Raw genomic sequence first — 24243 nt, forward strand, 5'->3', positions numbered from 1 at the left:
CTGCATACTCATGTCCGCCTTATCCATTACCCTGCCGGATTCACTCTGCAAACCAAATTAAAAAGCCCGCACTCTCCGGCAGGGAATACCGGAGAACGCGGGCAGCGGGGAACGATTAAGAATTCAAATCAGGGCGGCGTCCGGTTACGAGGAATACGACGTTTTCGCCGATATTCGTCGCATGGTCGGCTATACGCTCGATGTAACGGCCCACCATCTGAAGCAGCATCATTTGCGGCGCCGCTTCCGGCTTGTCGATCAGCAGCGCGTACAATTCGCGCAGCATGGAGCCGTACAGCTCGTCGACTTCGTCGTCGTCTTTCGCCATTTTGTACGCGAGATCGGTATTTTCGTCCATATAGGAACGAATCGACTCCGAAATCATGGTCGAAGCGATGCCGGCCATGTGCGGAATATCCACCAATGGTTTAACAACGGCTTCGCCATCCAGGCGTACGGTCACTTTCGCGATATCGCGGGCCAGATCGCCCATTCGTTCCAGATCGCTCGAAATTTTGAAAGCGACGATAATGCGGCGCAAGTCTTTGGCAACCGGCTGCTGCGTAATGATCAACTGCGAGCCGAGTTCCAAAATTTCTTCTTCCAGCACGTTAAGCTCGCCGTCGCGGCGGATCACCTCTTCGGCTTTTGCCAAGTCGGCTGTTTTCAGCGATTCCACGGCTTCCTGCAACGCTTCGTCCATTCGGGTGCCCATCTTGATGAGCAGTTCGCGAAGCTGGTTCAATCCCGAGTCAAAGTCTGTTCTGCGGACCATATCGAAACGACCTCCTTATTCCTTATACTTTATAATGTGATTAACCAAACCGGCCGGAAATGTAATCTTCCGTGCGCGAATCTTCCGGCGTGGAGAATAAGGTCTTGGTTTCCGCCGCTTCAACGACTACGCCGTTCAGGAAAAAGACAGTTTTATCCGAAACCCGTGCTGCTTGATGCATGTTGTGCGTCACCATGACGATGGTATATTTATGCTTGATCTCGCGAATCAGTTCTTCGATCTTCGCCGTCGAAATCGGGTCGAGGGCCGAAGTGGATTCGTCCATCAGCAATACGTCGGGTTTTACCGCAAGCGCGCGCGCGATGCACAGACGCTGCTGCTGGCCGCCGGACAATCCGAACGCCGAACGCTTCAAGAAATCTTTAACCTCGTCCCAGAGGGCCGATTGCTTCAAGCTCTCTTCGACGATCTCGTCCAATTCGGCTTTCTTGCTGATGCCTTTCAGGCGCGGGCCGTAGGCTACGTTCTCATAGATCGATTTCGGGAAAGGATTCGGCTGCTGGAAGACCATTCCGACCCGCTTGCGCAAATCTTCGACTTCCATGTTTTTATCATAAATATCAGCGCCGCCAAGCGACACGAGTCCTTCGATTCGCGTCCCGGCGATTTGGTCGTTCATTCGGTTAAGCGTTCGGAGCAGCGTCGACTTGCCGCAGCCCGAAGGACCGATAAAAGCGGTCGCCGCTTTTTCGGGAATATCAAGATTGACGCTCTTCAGCGCATGAAACTGGTCGTAATACAGATCCAGGTTTTCGGTACGAATAATCGGTTCCATTCTTCTGAGTCTCCTTCGCGATTCTCCTCAAGCCAGTGTATCGTCGGTTTGTTAAGGACGTTAAGAAGAATTGTAAACGCAGGGTAAAATCTGGTCTTATCGCTCGTTTAACGATTGTTCCAATGCGGAGCGAACCGCCTCGACTTCGCGAAGCGCCCCTTCCGTCAATCCGAAGGTGACACGCCCGCCTTTTTCAGAGCCGCGAGCCGACGCGGACACTTCTTGAAACTCTCCGTCCGCGGCGCCCATTCGGTCCGATGCGCTGCGGATTCGAGTCTCGGCTGCTTCCATGCCGGCTGCTGCGCCTTGACTCAATGTGTTCATCCGTTCCAACAGGCTGCCGATTTCATCGGAAAGCAAACGCGTGGATTCGGCCAAAGCCCTCACTTCGCCTGCAACAACCGCAAAGCCCCGTCCCGCTTCGCCCGCCCGCGCAGCCTCGATCGAAGCGTTCAGGGCGAGCAGCGAGCTTGTGCCCGCAATCCCGCGAATCGAGCCGGTTGCTTGGGCGATTTCCTTGGCGCAGCTCAGCATGTCGCCGATCGACTCGCGTTGATCCGCGATAGCCGAAGCCGCATCGGAAAAAGCCGAACCTGCATCGGCAAGCGCCTTACGACCGTCTTCCGTCCGGCGGTTCATCCGCTCTGCCTCGCGCATCACATTGCCGGCAGCATCATGAATCTCTGTTAACGAACCCGATACCTGTCCCAGCATGCGCCGGCTTCCCGCGATCTGATTCTGACGTTCCTTCGCGGAACGCTCTTGCAGGTCGCGCGACAAACGAATAAGGTCCCGAACGGTCAATACGCCTTCATAACGCCCTTCGCGCGTGAGGATGACGCAATCCGCGAACGATTCGTCGCCTCTTGCCAGTGCCGTATCGATCAGGTCCGCCGGACAGGTATCCGCTTCCGAGGTCAACGGAGGCAAGCCGGCCGCTTCCGCTACCGGGCGATCATAGAATAACTCCGGCGCAAAACGCCCGGTCAACTTGCGGTAAAAAGCGTCCCTCATCAACAGCATCATCGGTTGGCCGCTTGACGAGCAGACCACCACGCAAGGTGCTTCGGCCTCGCTTTTAAACACCTGCAAAGCTTCAAAACAAGTAAGTTCCGGCCCAATGACCGGAGCTATGCGCGCATAATCGGATAACGATAGCGGTTCTTCATTCGCTCCCGGCTCATCCCCTAAAGCAAGCTCATTTTTAAACGATATATCCTCTTCTGCAGATACCGTTGGCTTGCTTAAAGCCTCTTTTGTGAATTCCTTCACGGAAGCCTCCGACTCAAGCTCCCGTTCGGCATGCCTTGCAAGTCTTGCACGATGCTCCATCGGCCCTTTGCCGCGGAGAAGCGAAGCGAGAGCGGGAGTTTGTGCCGTTTCCGCTCGAAGTTCATCCGTTGCGGCAGACGCCCCTGTCCGCTCGCGTTGTTCGGCTTGCCCATTGGGCAGAAGTTTTTCTAACCCAGACTTTTGAACCACTTCTTCTCTTTCAAGCGTTCCCGCTCCAGGCATAAATGCTTCGCCCCCGTTGTGTTTTTTTCAATTATAGCGCGGACTCGTTACTTTGGTGTCAACGCTCGGTTAACACTAGGTAAAAAGACGCAAAAAAAAGACTCCGACCTTCCCTTAAAGGGAGGGTCTGGAGTCCGCTTTGGCTTGAGCCACCACCAACTTATAACCTACGCCTCGAATCGAGTCGATATGCACGGAACCCGGATCAAGCTCCAGCTTTTTACGCAAGGAGCTGACGTGAACGTCCACGGTGCGTTGGCCGCCGATGTAATCGAAGCCCCAAACCGCGTTCATCAAATCATCGCGTGTCATGACGACGCCAGGCTTACGCGCCAGATACAACAAGACTTCGAATTCTTTCGGTCTCAAATTAATCGCCTGCTGACCGAGCATGACTTCGTATTTATCCGGGTAAATCGTCAGTGCACCCAAGCTGATTTTGGATTCGGAACTTGCCGGAGCCGTATATTCCGATTCCTCGCCCGACGTACGCCGGATCACCGCACCCACGCGCGCCAGCATTTCCGATACGCCAAACGGCTTGGTAATATAATCGTCCGCGCCCAGCTTCAATCCGAGCACGATGTCTTCTTCAGCGTTTTTGGCGGTTAGAATAACAATCGGCGTCTTGACGCCGGAAACGCGCAGCTTCTCCAAAATTTCAATGCCGTTCATGCCCGGCAGCATCAGGTCCAGCAGGATCAAATCGAAAGATTCCCTGCGAGCCCGCTCATATCCGCCTGTCCCATGCTCCTCGAGTACAACCTCGTAGCCGTCCTGAGACAGATTGTAAGAAATCAACCGGGACAGCGTCGGCTCGTCTTCGATCACGAGCAGTTTCCTAGCCATTGGCTCGATCCCCCATTTCGTTTGCCTTCAACATTCAAGCAAGAAGCCGCAAGTCACGTTTACCCTTATCTGTTTAACGCTCTTCGGGCGAAAAATGACAGGCTTTTGCCTATGTCTATTTTTGACCTTCATCAGCATATCACGGCATTGTTAACTCTGTGTAAAAAATTACGGATTTTCCTGAAGCACGGGAAGTTCGACAATAAACGTGCTTCCGATCCCGAATTCGCTTTCGACCGAAATGGTTCCGCGGTGCAGTTCCACCAAGTGTTTCACGATCGATAGACCCAGACCGGTTCCGCCCGAAATACGCGAGCGAGCTTTATCCACCCGATAGAAGCGCTCGAAGATTCGCGGCAGGTCTTTTTTCGGAATCCCGATGCCGTTATCCGAAATGCTAAAGCGCACACGGTCTTCTTCATACTCTTCATGCAGGAACTCCTCGACTTTAATCGTAACGCGGCCGCCTTCCGGCGTATAGCTGATTCCGTTTCCGACAAGGTTAATGAAGATTTGCCGCATCCGATCCTCGTCCGCCTCGACAAACAACTCCTCGGGAACTTGGAGACGAATCTCGATCCGTTTGTGCTCCGCCGATCCTTCCAATACCTTGCTTACCGATTGGAACAACGTCAACACGTGCACGGGCGCGTAATCAAGCTGTATGCGTCTCGACTCGATCTTCGACAGGTCCAAAATATCGCCGATCAGCCGATTCAACCGATCTCCTTCGTCATAAATGATTTTAAGGAACGAACGCGCGGTATCTTCGTCTTTTACCCCGCCGGAAAGCAGCGTCTCCGCGAACCCCTGCACGGCCGCCACGGGCGTCTTAAGTTCGTGCGACACATTGGCGACGAATTCGCTGCGCATCCGCTCCAGACGGCGAATATCCGACACGTCCTGGAAAAGGAACAGCATGCCGTGATACGAATCGTCGTGCAGCACCGTCATCGGTACCCCGTCGAGCGAAATCAACCGTTCCTCAGGCACGAACAGCGTCAGCTCGTCGTGCATGCGGTTTTTGTGGTGCAGCCCGTCTTCAATAAAGCGCGTCAGCTCGTAGAACCTTTTTAACTCCGTATACGGCCTCCCTACTACGCGATCCGCCCGAATGCCGAGCATCCGCTCGGCCTGACGGTTGACCAGACCGATTCGCTTCTCTTCGTCGATCATCAGAATCCCGCCGGTCATATTGTCCAGCACGTTCTGAAGCAGACTCTCGTTATCGCGAATGGTGTGCATCTGCGCTTGAAGGCTGTCAGCCATGTTGTCGATCGAAGCGCCGAGCTGTCCGATCTCGTCGCGGCGCATCGGACCGACCCTCGCATCGTAGTCCAGCTTGGAAATCCGGTTCGCCGTATCCATGATATGTTCGATCGGCTTGGTCAGCCCTCCGGCCAAACGATAACTGAGCGCCGCCGAGAGCAGGAACAACGCGGCCAAGGCACTGCCCATGATGAGCCAACCCCGCTGCAATCCTTCTTCGACGATCTTCAAACTCATGGACAACCGGATATACCCGTCGAAGCCTCCCGACGAGACGATCGGCGCGGCGACGTAAAGCATATCCCGCCCAAGCGTATCGCTATACCGCACGGCATGTCCGGGCGCGTCGGCGCGCGAGGTTCGAATCTCTTCGCGATCCAGGTGATTGTCCATCGAAGCCGGATCGCTTTGCGAGTCGCCGATTACGCGGCCGTCTTTGGCGATGAACGTCACCCGGGAATCGGTCAAGGAAGCAAGACGACGCGCGTTCTCGGCGAAGGTCTGCGGGATCGACTCGCCCTCGTTGGGGGAAGACGGGAGAACCAATAAATCTTCGAGCAAAGCAATCTCGCGCCCCATATACTCTTCCAGCGAACGAATATGCGAGTCCCGGAATACTTTGGCCATCGTAAGTCCCGCAGCCAGCACGGAGATGCCGACGAGAAGCAGTAAAATCAAGGTAAGACGGGAACGAAAGGGTTTCATGAACGGAGGCTCTCCTTCAACGGATACGGTTTGAATTTACGTAAAACGAATTGGTGCAATGTGGCGAGCGGCTGTTGAACCAAAATGGCGAGCACAACCGGAACGGCTGCCTGCGGCGAAAAATAACCCAGCGCGAGCACCAGACCGAGCGAATTGTTGCGCATCCCTGTCGCGAACGAGACGGTCACGAGCAACTCCGGCGTCCGCTGCTTGAAGAGCAGCGGCGTATAGTAGCCCAACATGTACCCGATGCCTACCAGCAGAAGCACCGCAGGAATGACCGAAACCAAATCGCCGCGCAGCTCGTACGCATACGGCGCGATGCCTGCCGCATTCAGCAAGATCACCAGCATGAAGAATACTTTTGAAATCGGAAGCAGGATCGGTCCTGCCTGCTGCTTGAACTTGCCGCCCGAGCGCTCATAGATGACGACGCCCAAAGCGGTCGGCGCAACAACCATCAGCAGAAGGTCTCGCATCAGATGCAGCGTATCGAACGTCAGATCCGCTCCGAAGAATAATTGGATCAAGCCCGGTACGACGATCGGACTGAGCGCCGAATCGAGCAACACCATCGCCAAGCCCAGAGCCAAGCTTCCCCCGGACAGTTCGATCCACAGCACCGAGGATACGCCGAGCGGAATGACCGTGAACAGAACCAATCCGATCGTATAAGGCGAGGAAGACCCGAACAGGGCGCTTCCCAGAGCAAAAGCGGCAAGCGGCGCCACCAAATGGCTGATCACAAGCGTCAACACGATCGGCATCGGCCGGGAGAAGACTTGTTTCAGATGCTCGCGCCCGCAGCCGACGCCCATCACGAATGTGATATAGGCGAACAAGTACGGTATGGCGGGTACAAGCGGAAGAAACGGCTTGGAAAAGACCAGGCCCAATACCAGCAGCGACGGAGTGATCCAAAACATTCCCCGATCGACCCAACTGCTGAACGCCAGGGCTTTTTCCTTCATCGGCCCTTGTCCTTCCGCTTCATTCCTGCAATTTTCACTTGCGTCCCTTCCTTTCGATCCTGCTATAATGGGTAACGTACTTGTCTGACATTCCTTATTCATCTTACCACAAAGTCCGGCGACCGAAAGTCGCGAACGCAGCAAAGAAAGGGTGCCTTCTTTTGACTACTTATCCGTTTTCCGCTTATTTATACCGTCTTAAGCATATTAAGCGCTGGAGTCTGATGCGCAGTACCATGACTGAAAATGTTGCCGAGCACTCTTACCATGTGGCGCTGCTCTCGCATCTATTATGTACGATCGGCAACGAAATGCACGGCAAATCGCTCAACGCGGATCGTGCCGCCACGCTTGCGCTGTTCCACGATGCCCCCGAAGTCTTCACCGGCGATATCCCGACTCCGGTCAAGCATCACAACGAAGCGCTGCTGTCCAATTTCCGCCTGATCGAGCAAATGGGCGCGCAGCGGCTGACCGACATGGCTCCCGAAGCGCTCCAACCCATCTATGCGCCGCTGATCGGCACAAGCGAGCCGAGCGCCGAAGACCGGGAGCTGCATGCCTACGTCAAAGCCGCGGACCGCATAGACGCCTATCTCAAATGTGCATGGGAAGTCGCGGCGGGCAACCGGGAATTTGCGGTAGCCAAACAGCAAACGGAAGAGAAGTTAGCGGAATCCGCTATGCCGGAGGTCGAATATTTCCTGAAGCATATGGCTCCCGCCTTCGAGATGACGCTGGATGAATTGTCGGCGCAGATCGGCGAAGAAGCGCAGCGTCCGGAAGTTCGATAAGTCCGATATCCAAACCATTGAACGTTTTAAAAAAGAAAAAGCCGTTCCTTCGGCGCGCTGATGCGCTCGGGAAACGGCTTTTTGGCTTGATCTGCCTGATAGCTCGACCAATCTTAGATTTAGCTGCTAACACCTTGACCGATCCCTCTTGCGAACGGCTGTCCAGCTTATCGGGTATTTCTTTTTATCCGTTAATAATCTCTCCGCCATTGATATGAATGATCTGTCCGCTGACGTAAGACGCGTCAGGCGAAGCCAGATAGACGTAAGCGGGTCCGAGTTCGGAAGGCTGTCCCATCCGGCCCATCGGTTGGCTTTCGCCGAACGATTCGACTTTTTCCTCGGGGAACGTGGCAGGAATAAGCGGCGTCCAGATCGGTCCCGGCGCCACGCCGTTCACCCGGATCTTTTTCTCCGCCAGGCTCATCGACAGCGAACGTGTGAAGCTTGTGATCGCGCCTTTGGTCGACGAATAGTCCAACAGCTCGGGACTGCCGCGATACGCCGTGATCGAAGTGGTGTTGATGATCGATGCACCTTCCTTGAGATGCGGCAGCGCCGCTTTGCTCATGAAGAACATGCCGAAAATATTAGTGCGGAACGTGCGCTCCAACTGCTCCGCCGTAATATCCGTCAGCGATTCCTGCGGATGCTGCTCGGCGGCGTTGTTCACGAGAATATCGAGTTTGCCGAACTTTTCGAGTACGCGTTTGACGGATTCCTGCGCGAACGCTTCATCGCCCACGTCGCCGACCAGCAGCAGACACTGCTTGCCTTCGGCTTCGACCAGACGCTTCGTTTCCTCGGCATCTCCGTGTTCGCTGAAGTAAAGAATCGCCACGTCCGCACCTTCCTTGGCGTAATGCACGGCAACGGCGCGGCCGATTCCGCTGTCTCCTCCGGTAATCAATGCAGTCATGCCTTCAAGCTTGCCCGCGGCTTTATAACTCGGCGAAATATATTCGGGTCTCGGCGTCATATCCGATTCCGAACCGTGTCCTTCAAGCTGTTGAGCGGGCGGGCTTTTGGGTCTCAATTCGTTGGCTTGCTGTTCGTTGGCTGGCATACTGAAAACTCCCTTCGCGTTTATCCGTAGTTGTCTTCGAGCTTCCGTCTCTTACTTACCACGCCTAGCCCCAACGAAAACATCCCTTTTACAAAAAGAGAAAGTTCTTCCGAACTCCATGCTCTTTTCATAAAAGGGATTGAATGCAATAATTTGAATTTAAGCGAACAAGCGGTGGAACATCATAACGAATAAAATAGCCGCGAACGACGCGCACACCATTGTGCCGAAGACGCGCAGCTTGCGAAGCTCCGCGGCGATGTCGCGCTTCTCTGTAAGTCCGTCGAGCGCGCGTCGCAGCGGGCCGCCCATCATGCCGCCGAATGCGCCGATCAGAACAAATAATAAGGACGTCAGCACGATCCAGAGTACCGAGTAGTCATCTTGGGCGAACAGGTAGATTCCCGTTAACAACTCCAATACCAAACCGTATTGCGCGTATGTATTGAGTGAACGCATGACAGACAGCATACCTTTTTTCGCTTCGCCCTCCAGCTTGTTCAATTGCGAGACGATAAGCGGTGCCAGTAGATAGAATCCCATGGCTACAGCACCTAATACGTGCAGAAACAAAATGAACCTTTCCATTCTTCTCCCCCTTTTCGATTCAATGTCGCCGCCTTTTACCCGTTCAAGCGTTTGTTTGCCGGTAAACAGGCTTCAGCATTTTATTTTACCCCATGAGAAGAAGAATGTCAGTGATTGCAGCCTGATAAAAAGCGTCCGACTACCGATGTTTGGGACCGGAGCGGACGCTTGAGTTAAAGATTTGATATTTTCAAAAAATTCAGGCAGGCAGGCCCGCAGCCACAATCGAAATCACGCTGCGGACGGAATCGGCCGACACGTCGAGCGCCGACTTTTCTTCATCCGTCAAGTCCAATTCAAAGATCCGCTCAATACCGCTTCCGCCCAATACTGCCGGTACGCCAAGGAACAGGTCTTGATATCCATACTCTCCGTCCAGCAGCGCAATGACAGGCAGTACCCGCTTTTTGTCTTTTAAAATCGCTTCCGCCATCTGTGCCAGCGAAGCTGCCGGAGCGTAATAAGCGCTGCCGTTTCCGAGCAGGTTGACGATTTCCCCGCCGCCTGTACGGGTACGTTGGACGATCTCCGCGATGCGTTCCTTCACAATCAAAGTCTCGATCGGAATTCCTCCGACGCTGGAATACCGTACGAGCGGGACCATATCGTCGCCGTGTCCGCCCAATACGAAGCCGCGTACATCTTCCACCGATACGTTCAGCTCTTCGGCAATAAATGCGCAATAGCGGGCCGTATCCAGCACCCCCGACTGCCCGATGACCCGATTTTTCGGAAAACCCAGCGTCCGATAAGCGGCATACGTCATCGCGTCGACCGGATTGCTGAGCACCAGCACGGTCGATTCCGGCGCTACCTGCTTGATCTGCTCGCAGACCGAACGAACGATGCCGGCATTGGTATTGACGAGGTCGTCGCGGCTCATTCCCGGTTTGCGCGCAATGCCTGCCGTCAGGATCACCAAGTCGGAGTCCCGGGCATCTTCATAGTTCGACGTGCCTTTGATTCTGGCGTCGAAACCAAGAACAGGCAGTGCTTCCTGCATATCCAACGCTTTGCCGCGGGTAGGATTCTCGAGCTGCGGAATATCCAATAAAACGACGTCGCCCAGTTCTTGTTGGACGATCATCAATGCCGCCGTGGCTCCGGTAAAGCCTGCGCCGATAATCGTGATTTTTTTGCGCGTAATCGTCATAATCCTGCTGCCTCCCCTGGTGAATGAATAATCGGATTTCATAAAAAAAGAACGGACGAAAAACGAGCTGTTACCGCCCTTTCTTCATCCGTTCTCGGTCTTGGTCTTTCTTATTTCATGTTGCTGATGACTTCGTCGGCGAACTCCGAGCACTTCACTTCTTTCGCGCCTTCCATCAGGCGAGCAAAGTCGTAAGTGACCGTTTTGTTGTTGATCGACGTTTCCAGACCTTTGTAGATCAGGTCAGCCGCTTCTTGCCAGCCCAGATGCTCCAGCATCATAACGCCGGACAGAATGACGGAACCCGGGTTCACGACGTCTTTGTCCGCGTATTTCGGTGCCGTGCCGTGCGTCGCTTCGAAAATCGCGTGGCCCGTCACGTAGTTGATATTGGCGCCCGGTGCGATACCGATACCGCCGACTTGCGCAGCCAGAGCGTCGGACAGATAGTCGCCGTTCAGGTTCAGCGTCGCGATGACGTCGAAGTCTGTCGGACGCGTCAGAACTTGCTGCAGCGCGATGTCCGCAATAGCGTCTTTCACGACGATCTTGCCGGCGTCTTCTGCGGCTTTTTGCGCGGCATTCGCGGCATCCGTACCGTCTTTTTCTTTGATTTCGTCGTATTGTGCCCATGTGAACACTTTATCGCCGAATTCGGCTTCAGCCACTTCGTAGCCCCAGTTTTTGAAGGCGCCTTCGGTGAACTTCATGATGTTGCCTTTATGCACGAGCGTCACGCTCTTGCGTCCGTTGTCGATTGCGTATTGAACCGCTGCGCGAACCAGACGCTTGGAGCCTTCTTCCGAAACAGGCTTGATGCCGATACCCGATGTTTCCGGGAAGCGGATTTTGTTCACGCCCATTTCGTTTTTCAGGAACTCCAGCACTTTTTTCACTTCTTCGCTGCCTTCTTGGTACTCGATGCCCGCATAGATATCTTCCGTGTTCTCGCGGAAAATAACCATGTCGACCAATTCCGGACGCTTAACAGGAGAAGGGACGCCATCGAAGTAACGAACCGGACGCAGGCAGACGTACAGGTCAAGTTCTTGACGCAGCGCTACGTTCAGGGAACGAATGCCGCCGCCGATCGGCGTAGTCAGCGGTCCCTTGATCGCTACGATATATTCACGGATCGCCGTCAGCGTGTCTGCCGGCAGCCACTCTCCGTATGTATTGAATGCTTTCTCGCCTGCGAATACTTCGTACCAGGCGATTTTCTTTTCGCCGTTGTAAGCTTTCTCCACCGCCGCGTCAAGAACGCGTTTGGAAGCCTTCCAGATGTCGCGACCCGTGCCGTCGCCTTCGATAAACGGAATAACCGGATTGTTCGGAACAACGAGCGTACCGTTATCGATCTGGATTTGTTCTCCCTCAGTCGGTGCGGCGAATTTTTCAAATGTAGACATGAATGGAATTCCTCCTTCAAAGTGTTGGTAAAGCTTGGGGCAAGCCGCTAAAAAACAGCTCCGCGCCCGCAATCTCTTACATTGTAGCTTATAACGAGCCTATTTTGAACAAAACTTGAAGTTTTAGGCCGAAAAAAACCGTCCGTCGCTCTATTAGCCGTCGGACGGCCCTCTTTGGCTTAACGCTGTTGAATCGGCACGTAAGTCAGATCCAGCTCGCCTACATACTCGGCGCGCGGACGGATCAGACGATTATCTTCATACTGCTCAAGGATATGCGCGGTCCACCCCGAAACCCGGCTGATCGCGAAGATCGGCGTGAACAGCTTGCGCGGAATGCCGAGCATCGTATAGACGGAAGCGGAATAGAAATCGACATTAGGCTTCAAGCCTTTTTTCGAAGTGACCAGTTCTTCCACTTTGACCGACATTTCATACAGCGACGTATCGCCTTTTGTTTCGCCCAGGCGGCGCGACATCTCCATCAGATGCTTCGCGCGCGGATCGCCGTTCTTGTAGACCCGGTGGCCGAAGCCCATAATTTTGACTTTATTGGCGAGCTTGTCGTTGATGTAGCTCTCTACGTTGTCGACAGTGCCGATTTCTTCAAGCGTGCGCATAACGGCTTCGTTCGCGCCGCCGTGCAGCGGTCCTTTGAGCGCGCCGATCGCCGAGGTTACGCCGGAATAAATATCCGATAACGTTGCAACGGTTACGCGGGACGCGAATGTTGAAGCATTCAGCTCGTGGTCGGCATGCAGAACAAGGGCTTTGTCCAAAGCTTCGATAGCGGTCTGCTCAGGTACTTCCCCGCTCATCATGTACAGGAAGTTCTCGGTCAGACCCAGTCCCTCCTTCGGCGCGATCGGCTCCTGACCTTCGGAAATGCGAGCCAATGCCGCCACCAAAGTCGGCAGCTGCGCTTGCAGACGCTCTGCCTTCGTCAGATTCGCTTCGCGGCTCATGTCGTCGGCTTCCTTATCGTACAAAGCAAGTCCCGACACCGCGGTACGCAGTGCAGCCATCATGTTCATGTCCTTCGGATACAACTTCATCTGCTCGATCAATTCCGTCGGAACTGCCGCGTACTTTTCCAGGTTGCTTCTTAATGCAGCCAGTTGCTCTTCGTTCGGCAGCGCGCCGTGCCAGAGCAAGTACGCCACTTCGTCGAACGAGGCGTTAACGGCCAGATCGTCGATGTTATACCCCCGGTATGTAAGCACACCGTCCACGATCGAACTGATCGAAGAAGTTGCGGCTACAATGCCTTCCAGACCTTTAGTCGCTGTCATCGTACATCTCTCCTTTACGAATGGAACGGATACATGCAGGCGTTAATTTTCGGAGGCATGCAATGTGTTTGCAACCCGCAGAACTTCCACGGGTCTTCGGGTTTGAAACACACCCCAAATAGTTGTAACCGTTTTTACCGATCAACAAACGTTTGGACCTCCAGTATCAAAACCTTGCGAGGAAAACAACAAGGCGTGTAACCTTAGTTCTTCGTTATCATACCGGATTTTGTCAATTTTTTGAACGTTTCTGCGCGTTAACGAGGAATCAAATTGTTTTATTGGGGTGATAAACATAATTTGAAACCCCTTACAATGATCTATGTTACAGGAGAGAGCAAGCGTTTGCAAGTTTGCCAAACAGTCAAAAACCGTCCGCTGGATGCGGACGGCAGATTGGACAAGTCAGCGAATCAGCGACGGTAAAAAGTAATATTGCCGTTTTTCATCCGTTTCTCGATCCAACGCATGGCGGCGCGATGGTACAGCGGACGCGTCAACGGAAACACCATCGTGATGCCGATCAGGTCGGTAATAAAGCCGGGGGCGATCAGGAATGCTCCGCCGGCCATGATGCAGACGCCGTCGACCAGTTTTCGGCCGGGCGGCTGTCCGCTCTCCGCGAGCAGTTTAAGATCGTTCATGGCTTTGCGTCCTTCAAACTGTACCATGGCAATACCGATTACGGTTGTCGCAAGCGCCAGTACGAGCGTTTTGAAAAACCCGAAGTATTCGATTAACCAAGCAAACACCGCCGCTTCGATCACGACGCCGAGAATAAATAAAATGGCCATTCTATTTTTCATTCGTGCACCCTCCTTATGTCGTTGATCCGGCAGAAACCCAATTTCCGATACGCTTGTACAGTTCCGGCGCGGTCTTATGCAGACGGATCGGCTTCCAATCGGCGCTAAGCCAAATGTGTTCCGTGCTTCCGGTATTTAACAGCGTTCCCGCCCGTTCTTCGCCTTGAGCAAGTTCGACGGAATCCGTACTCCAATCGGACTCGTTCTCGCAGCGACGAATCTCGTATTCGTATTCCAGACGCAGCGGAGAAAATCCGCTGATCCGCGCATAAATCCAGATGCGGTCATCATAACGCGCCGGGCTTACGAAGCGTGCATGGGCTTCCAGCACGGGCAAATACACACCCTGTTCTTCAATTTCCCGATACGATAAACCGATCGCCCGGATCATTTCCGTTCGCGCAATCTCGAACCAGTTCAAATAATTGGCATGATAGACCACAGCCATTTTATCGGTTTCCTGGTAGCGCACTTTAAGGCCTGTACGGAACCAGCCTCCCTGCCCTCCGGCAGGCTTTCCTTCGAAACTCCCCATGACTCCCCACTCCTCGTTTGGTCAAACCGGACGCTTCGTTCGTTTATCATGCGCCCTTAAGCCTATCTATATTGTATACGAAATATAGGGGGGATTTCCAACGTGGGGGTGAGTGGGGGCGGAGGGAGAAATTCGTTCAAGCCGCTGTCTCACCCGGGCTTTGAAATTTGAATGGGTATTCAAATTTCAAAGCCCGGGTTCAAAGGCGTCTCGAACTGAATTTCTCCCTCCGCCAGGTACTCCGACGTTGGAGTTAAGGGGAGGGAAGAAAAAGCAACAAGACAAAACCAAAAAATATAAAAAAAGCCGCCGTTTGGCACGGCGGCTTCTTAAAAAACAATGAATCTATGATCGGCGAATCAAATCTTAGTGGATTTGATCGACTTTGATCAGGTTGGTCGAACCGGAGCGGCCGAGTGGCACGCCGGCAGTGATGACGACCAGGTCGCCGTCTTGAACGATGCCGGAGTTTTTCGCGCCTTGCAGTGCGCTTTCGAACAGTTCGTCAGTCGTTTCGGCAACTTCGCCTTTGACCGGGATAACGCCCCATGCGAGAGCCAGGCGACGAAGGGTTTGTTCTTGAGTCGTTACTGCGATAACCGGAGCTACCGGGCGGTATTTGGAGATCATGCGCGCTGTTGTACCGGATTGCGTCGAAGTAACGATCGCTTTAACGTCCAGGTTCCATGCCGCGTGAGCAACGGATTGGCTGATTGACTCGGTAACGGATTTCTGTTGAGCTTCGCTTTGTTTTTTCAGGATCTCACGGTTGTTGATCGTGGATTCTGCTTTTTCGGCGATGCGGGACATCGTTTGTACCGATTCGACCGGATATTTACCCGCAGCGGTTTCGCCGGACAGCATGATCGCGTCCGTACCGTCGAGGATCGCGTTCGCTACGTCACTCGCTTCGGCGCGAGTCGGACGAGGGTTGCGCTGCATCGAATCCAGCATTTGCGTAGCCGTGATAACCGGTTTGCCCGCACGGTTGCATTTCTCGATCATTTGTTTTTGCACGATCGGCACGTCTTCGGCAGGAATTTCTACGCCGAGGTCGCCGCGGGCAACCATCAGACCGTCGGATACTTCCAGGATTTCATCCAGGTTGTCGACGCCTTCTTGGTTTTCGATCTTGGAGATGATTTGGATATGTTCCGCGTTATGCTTTTTCAGCAGTTCGCGAATTTCCAGCACATCGCTAGCTTTACGTACGAACGAAGCCGCAATGAAGTCCACGCCTTGTTCGATACCGAAAACGATATCGTTCGTATCCTTCTCGGTGATGCCCGGAAGCGAGATGCTAACACCCGGCACGTTTACGCCTTTACGGCTTTTGATTTGTCCGCCGTTGACGATGCTGCATTCGATTTCGGTGCCTTCAACCTTGGTAACGGTCAGCCCGATCAGGCCGTCGTCGATCAGGATCGTGGAGCCGACCGATACGTCTTTCGGCAGGTCAGCGTAGGAAACGGACAAACGGTTTTTATCGCCGGCGATTTCTTCCGTCGTCAGCGTAATGTTTTCGCCTTCTACCAGATCCAGAGGCTCAACCGCGATTTTGCCTGTGCGGATTTCCGGGCCTTTGGTATCCAGCAGCAATGCCACGCTCTTACCGAGCTCTTGGCTTGCTTGGCGGATATTTTTAATACGGTTGCCGTGCTCTTCGAAGTCGCCGTGGGAAAAGTTCATACGAGCCACGTTCATGCCCGCCATGATCAACTTTTTCGTGTTTTCGAGCGATTCGCTCGCCGGTCCGATCGTACATACGATTTTTGTTTTACGCATTTGGGTTCCTCCGTTTTTTGATCTCTGTCGATCTCTGTTTGTTCCCCTCTCGGGGACTCTCTCTGTTTTCTTGCTTTTTTCTGAAAAAGGGAATCTATGTCCATCCTTCCACTTTCCGCGCAAAAAGAGGCCGGTTCCGTGGTACGCCGACCTCTTGATCCTACGCATGCAGAAGTCGGTTTTCGGAAGGTTATAAAATCCTCACCAACAATTAAATCTACACTAAAATCGCGAATTTGTATAGGTTTTTAAAGTAAAAACTGCTTAGGAATTCGGTAAAGCCTGCTCGGAAGCATATTGCCCGATCTTACGGAATTTCTCGTAGCGATCCGTAATCAGCCCTTGCGCATCCAAAGCGGACAACTCGCCCAAGTGACGCGTCAAAGCGTCCTTGATCGCAAGACCCGTTGCTTCGTAATCGCGATGCGCTCCGCCTTTCGGCTCCGGTACGATATCTTCGATGACGTTCATCTCAAGCAGATCGGACGCCGTGATTTTCATCGCTTCCGCAGCCTGATCGGCTTTCGAAGCGTCTTTCCACAGAATCGACGCGGCACCGTTCGGAGAAATCGCGGCATAGATGGCGTTTTCCAACATCAATACGCGGTTTCCCACGCCAAGCGCCAGCGCGCCGCCGCTGCCGCCTTCGCCGATTACGACGCAAATGACCGGAACTTTGAGCATCGCCATATCGCGCAAGTTGCGGGCGATCGCTTCGGATTGTCCGCGCTCCTCGGCCGTATTGCCGGGATAGGCTCCCTTCGTATCGATAAAGGTAACAATCGGACGGCCGAATTTCTCGGCCTGCTGCATTAAGCGAAGCGCCTTGCGGAAGCCTTCCGGGTGCGGGCTTCCGAAGAAACGCGCAATATTATCTTTCGTGTCTTTGCCGCGCTGATGGCCGATCACCGTAACAGGCGTCCCGTTCAACCGGGCCAAGCCGCCTACGATCGCCAAATCGTCGCCGAACATCCGATCTCCATGCAGTTCCACGAAATCCGTGAACACGAACGGAATCAGATCAAGCGTCGTCGGACGCTGATGATGACGTGCCAGATGCATTTTCTGCGCCGGCGTTACATTTGTATAAATTTCATGCTGAAGCTGCGCGTGACGCTCCTCCAGCCGAGAGATTTCGTCGCTGAAATCGATGCCTTTTTCCTGTCCGAACTGCTTGAGCTCGTCGATCTTCTTGCGCAGCTCTACGAGAGGCTGCTCAAATGCCAATTCTCCTGCCATCCGCCTAGAGCTCCTCCTTTGTACTGTGCATGCCGATCAGTTTGCCCAGCGTCGTCTTCATTTCCTTGCGGTGTATGACCATATCAAGCTGTCCGTGCGCCATATTAAATTCCGCCGTCTGGAAATCTTCCGGCAGTTTCTGGCGAATGGTTTGCTCGATTACAATCCGGCCCGCAAATCCGAACATGGCGCCCGGCTCCGCGATGATGATATCTCCGAGCATGGCGAAACTGGCCGACACCCCGCCCATCGTCGGATCGGTAATGACCGACAAGAAGAGGCCGCCTTTTTCCGAAAATTGCCCCAGTGCAGCGCTTGTTTTGGCCATCTGCATCAGGCTGAGAATACTTTCTTGCATCCGGGCGCCGCCGGAAGTCGAGAAAATGATCAGCGGCAAATCGTATGCGCCTGCATGCTCGATAATCCGGGTGATCTTCTCGCCGACGGCAGAACCCATGCTTCCGCTAAAGAAATCAAAGCTCATGACCGCGACGGCAACAGGCTGGCCGTTAATGGCGCCTTCTCCCGTGACGACGGCTTCTTTCAATCCGGATCTTAGCTTCTGCTCTTCCAACTTTCCGGCGTAACCCGGAAATTGCAGCGGATCGATCGAAACGACATCGTCGTCACGCTCTACGAAGCTTCCTTCATCCAGCGTCATCGCAATGCGTTCCATGGCGTTCAATCGCATATGATGTCCGCAAGACGGGCAGACTTTCAAATTTTTCTCCAGCTCTTTGCTGTACTGGATCGCGCCGCACTTGCCGCATTTATTCATGAGCCCTTCGGGAATCTCCCGTTTTGGGCGCTGCTGCGCTTCCGAGCTGCCGTTTGCGGCGCTGCGGTCGGGAGGAAGGGTCGCGTACTTTCTCTTTTTCTGAAACAAATCCTTGAACACCACTACACCTCTTCAGCCGTTATTTGGCGGGCCTCGCCTTGAAGGTCGTTCTTAAACCGTGCACTCTCGCATTTGATCCCCGGCCGGACGAGGCCATATCTCGTCAATATTAGTCGACAAGGTATTCAAGGATGCAAAATCGAATTCAGCACCTCCTGAATTTCTTCAAGCTCGCCGGAAGGAACCAAAATCTCGAACTGCTGTTTGGACATGTTGACGGGACGGATCTTGACGAGAAAACCTTCTTCGGTCAGCCTGCTCTGGAGCTTCTCCGCCAATTTGGCGGTAGAGGCGATATAGATCACCGTCCACATGAACAAATATGTCCCCCTTGTCGACTGCCCGGATGAACCCGTATCCCCGCATAATGGCTTAATGATACCATAAGGCTGTTTTTTTTAGCAACAGAATCGGCGCGGGGACAAGCGGCGATAAACTTGCGAACCTTGAACCCAGTACTTTGAACGCATTCAATTTAAGCTTTGCGTCCATCGGAAACACGTACGGTTCAAGCGGGTTTTCGATGGGCGGAACCTAACATCTTAAGCGGTCATGGTACCAGACGCAAAAATCAAGCAAAAAATTAAAAATCATAAAGTTGGAGCGGATCCGATCAGCGAGAAAAGATCAATAGCCGACAGCCCTATTGAGGCATGTCGGCCGATCCGTCGGTTTTATTTGACTCGAACGGTTCCTCCGCCGAGCAGAGCTTCCATTTGCTCAAACAACTCGGGCGAAGGTTGAATCCGGTAGGCGTCGCTAAGCGCGATCAACTTTTGCGTATCTTCGTAAAAAAGCAGCGTCGGCATCGGACCCGGATGGCTTTGCAGCATGGTTTTCAGCGTCTCCAGCAGTTCGGGATTCCGGCGATCCGCCGCAATTTTCACAAAGGCCCGTTGCTGCGGCGATTCCTGCTCCACGGCGTTGGCTTGACGGCCTGAAGCAGGCGGCGCAGACGAAACTTCAGCAGGCGATGCGTTTGAAGGCTGCCGGCTGCCGGTCTCAGCTGCCGAACTGCGCGGATTGCCGGACTTGGCAGCGGTTGAACCCGCGCTGCGCGCTCTCGACGATCCTTCTTCGGAGGATTTGCCCGCGCTTGCGGAACGCGACGGCCGACCGGACGATCCGGCTGCGCGTGCTTCCCCGCGCGCGATCAATCCATGAACGGCGTCTTCCGCAAGCGGCAGCACCGTATCGGCCAGAAGCTTGAAGCCCTCGTCCTGCTGCTGCACTTTCGCGCGAAGCGCAATCAACGCTCCGGGCTGCATCGCATCCTGACTTCTTTTCCATACTTCCGGGAACAAGACCAACTCGCACCGCTCAATCTGATCCTCGATTTCGGCAAATGCCATTGCCTTGCCCTGCTTGGTCGTAATCGTTTTGAGACTGACTACCATTCCCGCAGTCACGGCATGGCTTTCATCGGGAGCCTCGCCCAGCTCCACCAGTTTTTGCGCGCCCGTCTCGCTCAACAAACGTTCGTAATCGTCGAGCGGATGCCCGGACAAATACAAACCCAGCAGTTCGCGTTCCAAATCCAGCTGCTCCGTTACGGTGTATTCGCGCACGTTCGGATATTCGATCTCCCAGTTCGGCGTCTCCACGAAGTCGAACATCTGGATTTGAAAGTCCTCGCGCTCCTTGCGCCACTTGGTTGCCGCATCCAGAGCTTCGTCCAGCATGGCAAGAAGCTGTGCCCGATGGCCCGGCAGCGAATCGAAAGCCCCTGCTTGGATCAGTGCTTCGATCACGCGCCGGTTGCAGGTTTTCGTATCGACGCGGCGGCAGAAATCAAGCAGGCTTTCGAACGGCTGCTTGGCGCGTTCTTCCATGATGTTGCGGATCGCGTTCGTGCCGACGTTTTTGATGGCTGCCAAGCCGAAACGAAGACTGCGTATGCCTTCCTCTTCCGACGGCGTAAAGAGCATGCCGCTTTTATTCACGTCGGGCGGAAGCACCGGAATGTTCATGCGTCGGGTCTCGACGACATATTCGGCGACCTTGCGGTGATTCCCGGTCACGGCCGCAAGCATCGAAGCCATGAATTCGACCGGATAATGCGCTTTGAGATAAGCGGTCTGGAACGCCAACACGCCGTATGCCGCCGCGTGCGCGCGCGGGAAGCCGTAATCGGCGAAACGCACGATCATGTCGTATACCTTGTTGGCATCTTCTTCGCTGTAGTTCTGGCCCAAGCTGCCGCGCACGAAGTGTTCGCGCTCCTCGTCCAGCGTTTCGCGCTTTTTCTTCGATACGGCCCGGCGCAGCAAATCCGCTTCGCCCAGCGAGAATCCGGCCATCGTCGAAGCGATCTGCATAATCTGCTCTTGATAGACGATAATCCCGTGCGTGTCTTCCAAAATCGGCTTTAAATCTTCATGCGGATAATGCGCGGTGACCGCTCCGTGCTTAACCTGGATATAATTCGGGATGAACTCCATCGGACCCGGACGGTACAACGCCACGACCGAGATGATGTCTTCGATTACCGAAGGCTTCATTTCTTTCATTACGCGGCGAATGCCCGGCGATTCCATCTGGAACACGCCCAGCGTGTCTCCCCGCCCGAGCAGCTCGTACGTGCCCGGATCGTGATCCGGTACCGTTTTGAAATCGACCGGCGCGCCGGCCTGCTCGGCGATCCAGTTCTGGCAGCGTTCGATGATCGACAAGGTTCGCAGCCCCAGGAAGTCCATTTTGAGCAGACCGACCGCTTCCAGGCTTTCCATCGGATACTGCGTCAGCGCCGTCTTCTCGCCGCCTTCCTGTAAAGGAACATAGTCCGTCAACGGCCCGCGCGCGATGACGACGCCCGCTGCATGCGTGGAAGCATGGCGCGGCATCCCTTCGACGCGTCTGGCCGTGTCGATCAGCTTTTTCATATCCGGCGACTGATCGGCCCGTTCGCGCAGCGCCGTATTCTGCATCAGCGCTTTGTCGATAGTCATCCCTACCTGCACCGGAATAAGTTTGGCCGTTTTGTCGACCTCGCCGTAAGGCAGCGCCAGCACGCGACCGACGTCGCGCACGGCCGCCCGTGCCGCCAACGTTCCGAACGTGATGATTTGCGCCACCCGGTCGGACCCGTATTTGTCCGTCACGTAAGCGATCACCTCGTCGCGCCGCTCGTCGCTGAAGTCGATATCGATATCGGGCATCGTGATCCGCGCCGGATTCAAGAAACGTTCGAACAACAGATTGTATTTGATCGGATCGACATCCGTAATATTCAACGTGTAGGCGACCAAACTGCCCGCTGACGATCCCCGGCCGGGACCCGTCACGATTCCCTGCTCATGCGCGTAACGGATAAAGTCCCAGACGATCAGGAAATAATCGGAGAATCCCATCGTTCCGATCACGCCGAGCTCATACTCCAATCGTTCGTCCAGCTTGCGCCGCTCTTCGGCATCGTTCCAATTAGGCAATTGATCGTATCGGCGTTCCAATCCTTGCCGGCACAGCTCGATCAAATACTGGTGCGGGGTTTTGCCTTCGGGCAATGGCTGATACTCCGGTAAAATGGATTGCCCAAGCTCCAACTCCAGCTCGCACTCTTCCGCGATTTTTGCCGTATTCGCAAGCGCCTGCGGCAGGTGCGGGAACAGCTTCGCCATCTCGTCGCCGCTTTTCAGATACAACTGGCGCGTCGGAATACGGAACCGTTCCTCGTCTTCCATCGTTTTGCCCGTGCCGATACAGATCAGAACATCCTGAATTTCCGCATCCGGTTCGGCCAGGTAATGGGAATCGTTAGTGGCAATCAGCTCCACGCCGATCTCTTCGGCCAACGCGATCAGCATCGGGTTTACCTTTTTTTGTTCCGCCAATCCATGATCCTGCAGCTCGATATAAAAGTTTTCGCCAAAAATCTCTTTGTACCGCAAAGCCGCAATCTTCGCTTCCTCGGGACGTCCGTTCAGGAAATGCTGCGGAATCTCCCCTCCGATACAAGCGCTGGTGCAAATGATGCCTTCACTGTGCTGCCGGAGCACTTCGCGGTCGATTCTCGGCTTATAATGGAACCCTTCCAAATGACCGATCGAACACATTTTCATCAGATTGCGGTACCCGACTTCGTTTTTGGCAAGCAGCAGCAAATGGTAGATCGGCTGATCTTTGCGACTGCCCCGCTCATGGCGGGAGTCGGACGTATAATAAGCCTCGAAGCCGAGAATCGGCTTGATCCCGGCTGCATGGCATGCTTTGTAAAACGGAATAGCGCCGTACATGACGCCGTGATCGGTCAGCGCAAGCGACTTCATGCCCAACTCCGCCGCGCGCCCTACCAGTTCCTTGATCCTTGCCGCTCCGTCGAGCAGACTGTATTCGCTATGCACGTGCAGATGGACAAAATCGTTCATGCAGGCGTTCCCCCTTTTTCTTTTCTCGACTACCCGTTTTCAATCGAATGCAAGGTCATCATCGCTTTCGCGACGATCTGTTCCTCATGCGAGATCGCAATCTCCAAGCGGCAGATCCGGCGGCCCACTTCCAACACGAGAGGCATCACCGTTACCGCGTCTTCGATCTGAACCGGGCGGATAAAATAGGTACTCATATTGTCGACGACATAATCGTTGCCGCTGTAATCTTTAGCCATGCGCAGTGCGGCTTGAATCATCACGGACGTCATCACGCCTTCCGAGATGGTACCGAGATCCGTCGCCATCTGCGGGGTGATAAAGCCATGGAAAAACAATCGCCCTTCGGCATCCCGTTCTTCCGCGAACCCGTTCCAGATCAGATGGTCGAACGTCTCGCCCAGACTGCTCTGCTCGCGCGCGTCCCGCATCGCCTGAAGCACTTCGCGGCGGGTCAACACGCCGGCCAATTTGCGGTTGCGGTCGACGACCGGAAGGAAATCGATGCCTTCCCAGGTCATGATCTGCGCCGCCGAAGCCAGCGAGGTCAGCAGCCCCGCCGTGACGGGACTTCGCACCATGGAACGCTCGATGGTATGGCCCGGCTCGATGCTTTCGATGTCTTTGCGGCTGATGATGCCAAGCACGCGATTCCACTCGTCGGTCACCGGAAAGCTCGTGGTTCCGGTCCGTTCCGACACGCGCCAAAAATCTTCTGCCGTACTCGTTGCTTTGAGGGAATACGGTTTGGGCTTCAAGCCCACCAAATCCTCGACCAGCATGATTTTCTTTTTGATCAATCGGTCGAAAATGGCCCGGTTGATCATCGAGGCCACCGTAAACGTGTCATGCCTCGACGAGATGATCGGCAGCCCCAATCGATCCGCCAGGCTTTTTACCTCGCGGCTTGTGCCGAAACCGCCTGTAATCAACACTCCTGCCCCATGCTCGATCGCCAGCGAATGGGCATTCTCCCGGTTGCCGACGATCAACAAGCTGCCCGTATCGATATAGCGGGCCATCGCATCCACCTTCATGGCGCCGATCACATACTTGTGCAGCGTGATGGATAAGCCTTCGTTGCCTCCGAGTACATGGCCCTCCACAATATCGACAACATCCGCAAAGGTCAGTTGATCCGTAATGTTTCGAGGCTTCTTCTCCACGCGAACGGTTCCGATCCGTTCTTTCGTGATGACGATGCCGAGCGTCTCTGCTTCTTTTACAGCCCGATAAGCCGTGCCTTCGCTGACGCCCAGCTCCTTCGCCAGCTTACGCACCGAAATCTTCGTACCGACTTTGAGCTGTTCGATATGCTGAAGCAATTGTTCGTGCTTCGTCACGGTCTGTTCATGCCCTTCCAACTGTTGCACTCCTCTCCGTAAATCTGTATTAGACTGTATTCATTATACCATAAATATCCGTATTGAAAAT

At 54.3% G+C, this 24243-nt stretch carries 20 protein-coding genes; 1 reads left to right on the top strand and 19 read right to left on the bottom strand.

What is annotated here, in order from left to right:
* Nucleotides 1-115: 115 nt before the first annotated feature.
* The 6 genes from phoU to HRQ63_RS08115 form a co-directional block, all read right to left on the bottom strand.
* Nucleotides 116-775, bottom strand: a complete 660-nt coding sequence (gene phoU, locus HRQ63_RS08090; protein ID WP_172241699.1) for a phosphate signaling complex protein PhoU — start codon at nucleotides 773-775, stop codon at nucleotides 116-118.
* Nucleotides 776-815: 40 nt separating this feature from the next.
* Nucleotides 816-1571 carry a phosphate ABC transporter ATP-binding protein PstB gene (pstB, locus tag HRQ63_RS08095; protein ID WP_172241702.1) on the bottom strand — a complete coding sequence of 252 codons (756 nt, stop codon included), beginning with the start codon at nucleotides 1569-1571 and terminating at the stop codon, nucleotides 816-818.
* A gap of 96 nt (nucleotides 1572-1667) precedes the next feature.
* Nucleotides 1668-2843 (bottom strand): methyl-accepting chemotaxis protein, encoded by a 1176-nt coding sequence (locus tag HRQ63_RS26260; RefSeq protein ID WP_172241705.1) that lies wholly within the window; start codon nucleotides 2841-2843, stop codon nucleotides 1668-1670.
* Between the two features lie 357 nt (nucleotides 2844-3200).
* Complete coding sequence (locus HRQ63_RS08105; RefSeq protein WP_172241708.1) at nucleotides 3201-3935, bottom strand: response regulator transcription factor; 735 nt, start codon at nucleotides 3933-3935, stop codon at nucleotides 3201-3203.
* A gap of 168 nt (nucleotides 3936-4103) precedes the next feature.
* On the bottom strand, nucleotides 4104-5909 hold the full coding sequence (gene pnpS / locus HRQ63_RS08110; RefSeq protein WP_172241711.1) for a two-component system histidine kinase PnpS: 1806 nt from the start codon (nucleotides 5907-5909) through the stop codon (nucleotides 4104-4106).
* Nucleotides 5906-6880, bottom strand: coding sequence for a bile acid:sodium symporter family protein (locus tag HRQ63_RS08115; RefSeq protein ID WP_172241714.1), 975 nt, complete (start codon nucleotides 6878-6880; stop codon nucleotides 5906-5908). The genes pnpS and HRQ63_RS08115 overlap by 4 nt, the downstream gene beginning before the upstream one ends.
* Nucleotides 6881-7041: 161 nt before the next feature.
* Here HRQ63_RS08115 and yfbR point away from each other — a divergent pair, with 161 nt between their 5' ends.
* Nucleotides 7042-7674, top strand: a complete 633-nt coding sequence (gene yfbR / locus HRQ63_RS08120) for a 5'-deoxynucleotidase (RefSeq protein WP_172241717.1) — start codon at nucleotides 7042-7044, stop codon at nucleotides 7672-7674.
* 184 nt (nucleotides 7675-7858) lie between these two features.
* Here the strand turns inward: yfbR and HRQ63_RS08125 are convergent, their stop codons facing one another.
* The 13 genes from HRQ63_RS08125 to HRQ63_RS08185 all read right to left on the bottom strand — a co-directional run bounded on the left by HRQ63_RS08125 (nucleotide 7859) and on the right by HRQ63_RS08185 (nucleotide 24173).
* Complete coding sequence (locus tag HRQ63_RS08125; RefSeq protein ID WP_172241720.1) at nucleotides 7859-8740, bottom strand: SDR family oxidoreductase; 882 nt, start codon at nucleotides 8738-8740, stop codon at nucleotides 7859-7861.
* Between the two features lie 159 nt (nucleotides 8741-8899).
* Nucleotides 8900-9328 (bottom strand): hypothetical protein, encoded by a 429-nt coding sequence (locus HRQ63_RS08130; RefSeq protein ID WP_172241723.1) that lies wholly within the window; start codon nucleotides 9326-9328, stop codon nucleotides 8900-8902.
* Nucleotides 9329-9527: 199 nt separating this feature from the next.
* Nucleotides 9528-10481 carry a malate dehydrogenase gene (mdh, locus tag HRQ63_RS08135; RefSeq protein WP_172241726.1) on the bottom strand — a complete coding sequence of 318 codons (954 nt, stop codon included), beginning with the start codon at nucleotides 10479-10481 and terminating at the stop codon, nucleotides 9528-9530.
* Nucleotides 10482-10591: 110 nt separating this feature from the next.
* Entirely contained in the window at nucleotides 10592-11890 is a 1299-nt protein-coding gene (gene icd / locus HRQ63_RS08140; RefSeq protein WP_172241729.1) for an NADP-dependent isocitrate dehydrogenase, read from the bottom strand.
* A 179-nt stretch (nucleotides 11891-12069) separates the two neighbouring features.
* Complete coding sequence (gene citZ / locus HRQ63_RS08145) at nucleotides 12070-13182, bottom strand: citrate synthase (RefSeq protein ID WP_172241732.1); 1113 nt, start codon at nucleotides 13180-13182, stop codon at nucleotides 12070-12072.
* Between the two features lie 413 nt (nucleotides 13183-13595).
* Nucleotides 13596-13988 carry an FxsA family protein gene (locus tag HRQ63_RS08150; RefSeq protein ID WP_172241735.1) on the bottom strand — a complete coding sequence of 131 codons (393 nt, stop codon included), beginning with the start codon at nucleotides 13986-13988 and terminating at the stop codon, nucleotides 13596-13598.
* Nucleotides 13989-14001: 13 nt separating this feature from the next.
* On the bottom strand, nucleotides 14002-14523 hold the full coding sequence (locus HRQ63_RS08155; RefSeq protein WP_172241738.1) for an acyl-CoA thioesterase: 522 nt from the start codon (nucleotides 14521-14523) through the stop codon (nucleotides 14002-14004).
* Nucleotides 14524-14889: 366 nt separating this feature from the next.
* Entirely contained in the window at nucleotides 14890-16308 is a 1419-nt protein-coding gene (gene pyk, locus HRQ63_RS08160; RefSeq protein ID WP_172241741.1) for a pyruvate kinase, read from the bottom strand.
* A 264-nt stretch (nucleotides 16309-16572) separates the two neighbouring features.
* A complete protein-coding gene (locus HRQ63_RS08165) occupies nucleotides 16573-17547 on the bottom strand; it encodes an acetyl-CoA carboxylase carboxyltransferase subunit alpha (RefSeq protein WP_172241744.1) in 975 nt (324 codons plus the stop codon).
* A gap of 4 nt (nucleotides 17548-17551) precedes the next feature.
* A complete protein-coding gene (accD, locus tag HRQ63_RS08170; protein WP_172241747.1) occupies nucleotides 17552-18445 on the bottom strand; it encodes an acetyl-CoA carboxylase, carboxyltransferase subunit beta in 894 nt (297 codons plus the stop codon).
* A 125-nt stretch (nucleotides 18446-18570) separates the two neighbouring features.
* On the bottom strand, nucleotides 18571-18759 hold the full coding sequence (locus tag HRQ63_RS08175) for a glutamate decarboxylase (RefSeq protein ID WP_172243390.1): 189 nt from the start codon (nucleotides 18757-18759) through the stop codon (nucleotides 18571-18573).
* Between the two features lie 360 nt (nucleotides 18760-19119).
* The gene (locus HRQ63_RS08180; RefSeq protein WP_172241750.1) at nucleotides 19120-22809 is read right to left on the bottom strand and encodes a DNA polymerase III subunit alpha; all 3690 of its coding nucleotides are present in this window, start codon (nucleotides 22807-22809) and stop codon (nucleotides 19120-19122) included.
* Nucleotides 22810-22838: 29 nt separating this feature from the next.
* Nucleotides 22839-24173 carry a DRTGG domain-containing protein gene (locus tag HRQ63_RS08185; RefSeq protein ID WP_172241753.1) on the bottom strand — a complete coding sequence of 445 codons (1335 nt, stop codon included), beginning with the start codon at nucleotides 24171-24173 and terminating at the stop codon, nucleotides 22839-22841.
* Between the last annotated feature and the right edge of the window lie 70 nt (nucleotides 24174-24243).

The sequence above is a fragment of the Saccharibacillus endophyticus genome (genome assembly GCF_013185185.1).
GTDB classification, from domain to species: Bacteria; Bacillota; Bacilli; order Paenibacillales; family Paenibacillaceae; genus Saccharibacillus; species Saccharibacillus endophyticus.

What these genes read in the sequence shown, in the direction of transcription:
- phoU (WP_172241699.1), bottom strand. Translation starts at nt 775, where the DNA reads ATGGTCCGCAGAACAGACTTTGACTCGGGATTGAACCAGCTTCGCGAA.
- pstB (WP_172241702.1), bottom strand. Translation starts at nt 1,571, where the DNA reads ATGGAACCGATTATTCGTACCGAAAACCTGGATCTGTATTACGACCAG.
- HRQ63_RS08105 (WP_172241708.1), bottom strand. Translation starts at nt 3,935, where the DNA reads ATGGCTAGGAAACTGCTCGTGATCGAAGACGAGCCGACGCTGTCCCGG.
- pnpS (WP_172241711.1), bottom strand. Translation starts at nt 5,909, where the DNA reads ATGAAACCCTTTCGTTCCCGTCTTACCTTGATTTTACTGCTTCTCGTC.
- HRQ63_RS08115 (WP_172241714.1), bottom strand. Translation starts at nt 6,880, where the DNA reads ATGAAGGAAAAAGCCCTGGCGTTCAGCAGTTGGGTCGATCGGGGAATG.
- HRQ63_RS08125 (WP_172241720.1), bottom strand. Translation starts at nt 8,740, where the DNA reads ATGCCAGCCAACGAACAGCAAGCCAACGAATTGAGACCCAAAAGCCCG.
- HRQ63_RS08130 (WP_172241723.1), bottom strand. Translation starts at nt 9,328, where the DNA reads ATGGAAAGGTTCATTTTGTTTCTGCACGTATTAGGTGCTGTAGCCATG.
- mdh (WP_172241726.1), bottom strand. Translation starts at nt 10,481, where the DNA reads ATGACGATTACGCGCAAAAAAATCACGATTATCGGCGCAGGCTTTACC.
- icd (WP_172241729.1), bottom strand. Translation starts at nt 11,890, where the DNA reads ATGTCTACATTTGAAAAATTCGCCGCACCGACTGAGGGAGAACAAATC.
- citZ (WP_172241732.1), bottom strand. Translation starts at nt 13,182, where the DNA reads ATGACAGCGACTAAAGGTCTGGAAGGCATTGTAGCCGCAACTTCTTCG.
- HRQ63_RS08150 (WP_172241735.1), bottom strand. Translation starts at nt 13,988, where the DNA reads ATGAAAAATAGAATGGCCATTTTATTTATTCTCGGCGTCGTGATCGAA.
- HRQ63_RS08155 (WP_172241738.1), bottom strand. Translation starts at nt 14,523, where the DNA reads ATGGGGAGTTTCGAAGGAAAGCCTGCCGGAGGGCAGGGAGGCTGGTTC.
- pyk (WP_172241741.1), bottom strand. Translation starts at nt 16,308, where the DNA reads ATGCGTAAAACAAAAATCGTATGTACGATCGGACCGGCGAGCGAATCG.
- HRQ63_RS08165 (WP_172241744.1), bottom strand. Translation starts at nt 17,547, where the DNA reads ATGGCAGGAGAATTGGCATTTGAGCAGCCTCTCGTAGAGCTGCGCAAG.
- HRQ63_RS08175 (WP_172243390.1), bottom strand. Translation starts at nt 18,759, where the DNA reads ATGTGGACGGTGATCTATATCGCCTCTACCGCCAAATTGGCGGAGAAG.
- HRQ63_RS08180 (WP_172241750.1), bottom strand. Translation starts at nt 22,809, where the DNA reads ATGAACGATTTTGTCCATCTGCACGTGCATAGCGAATACAGTCTGCTC.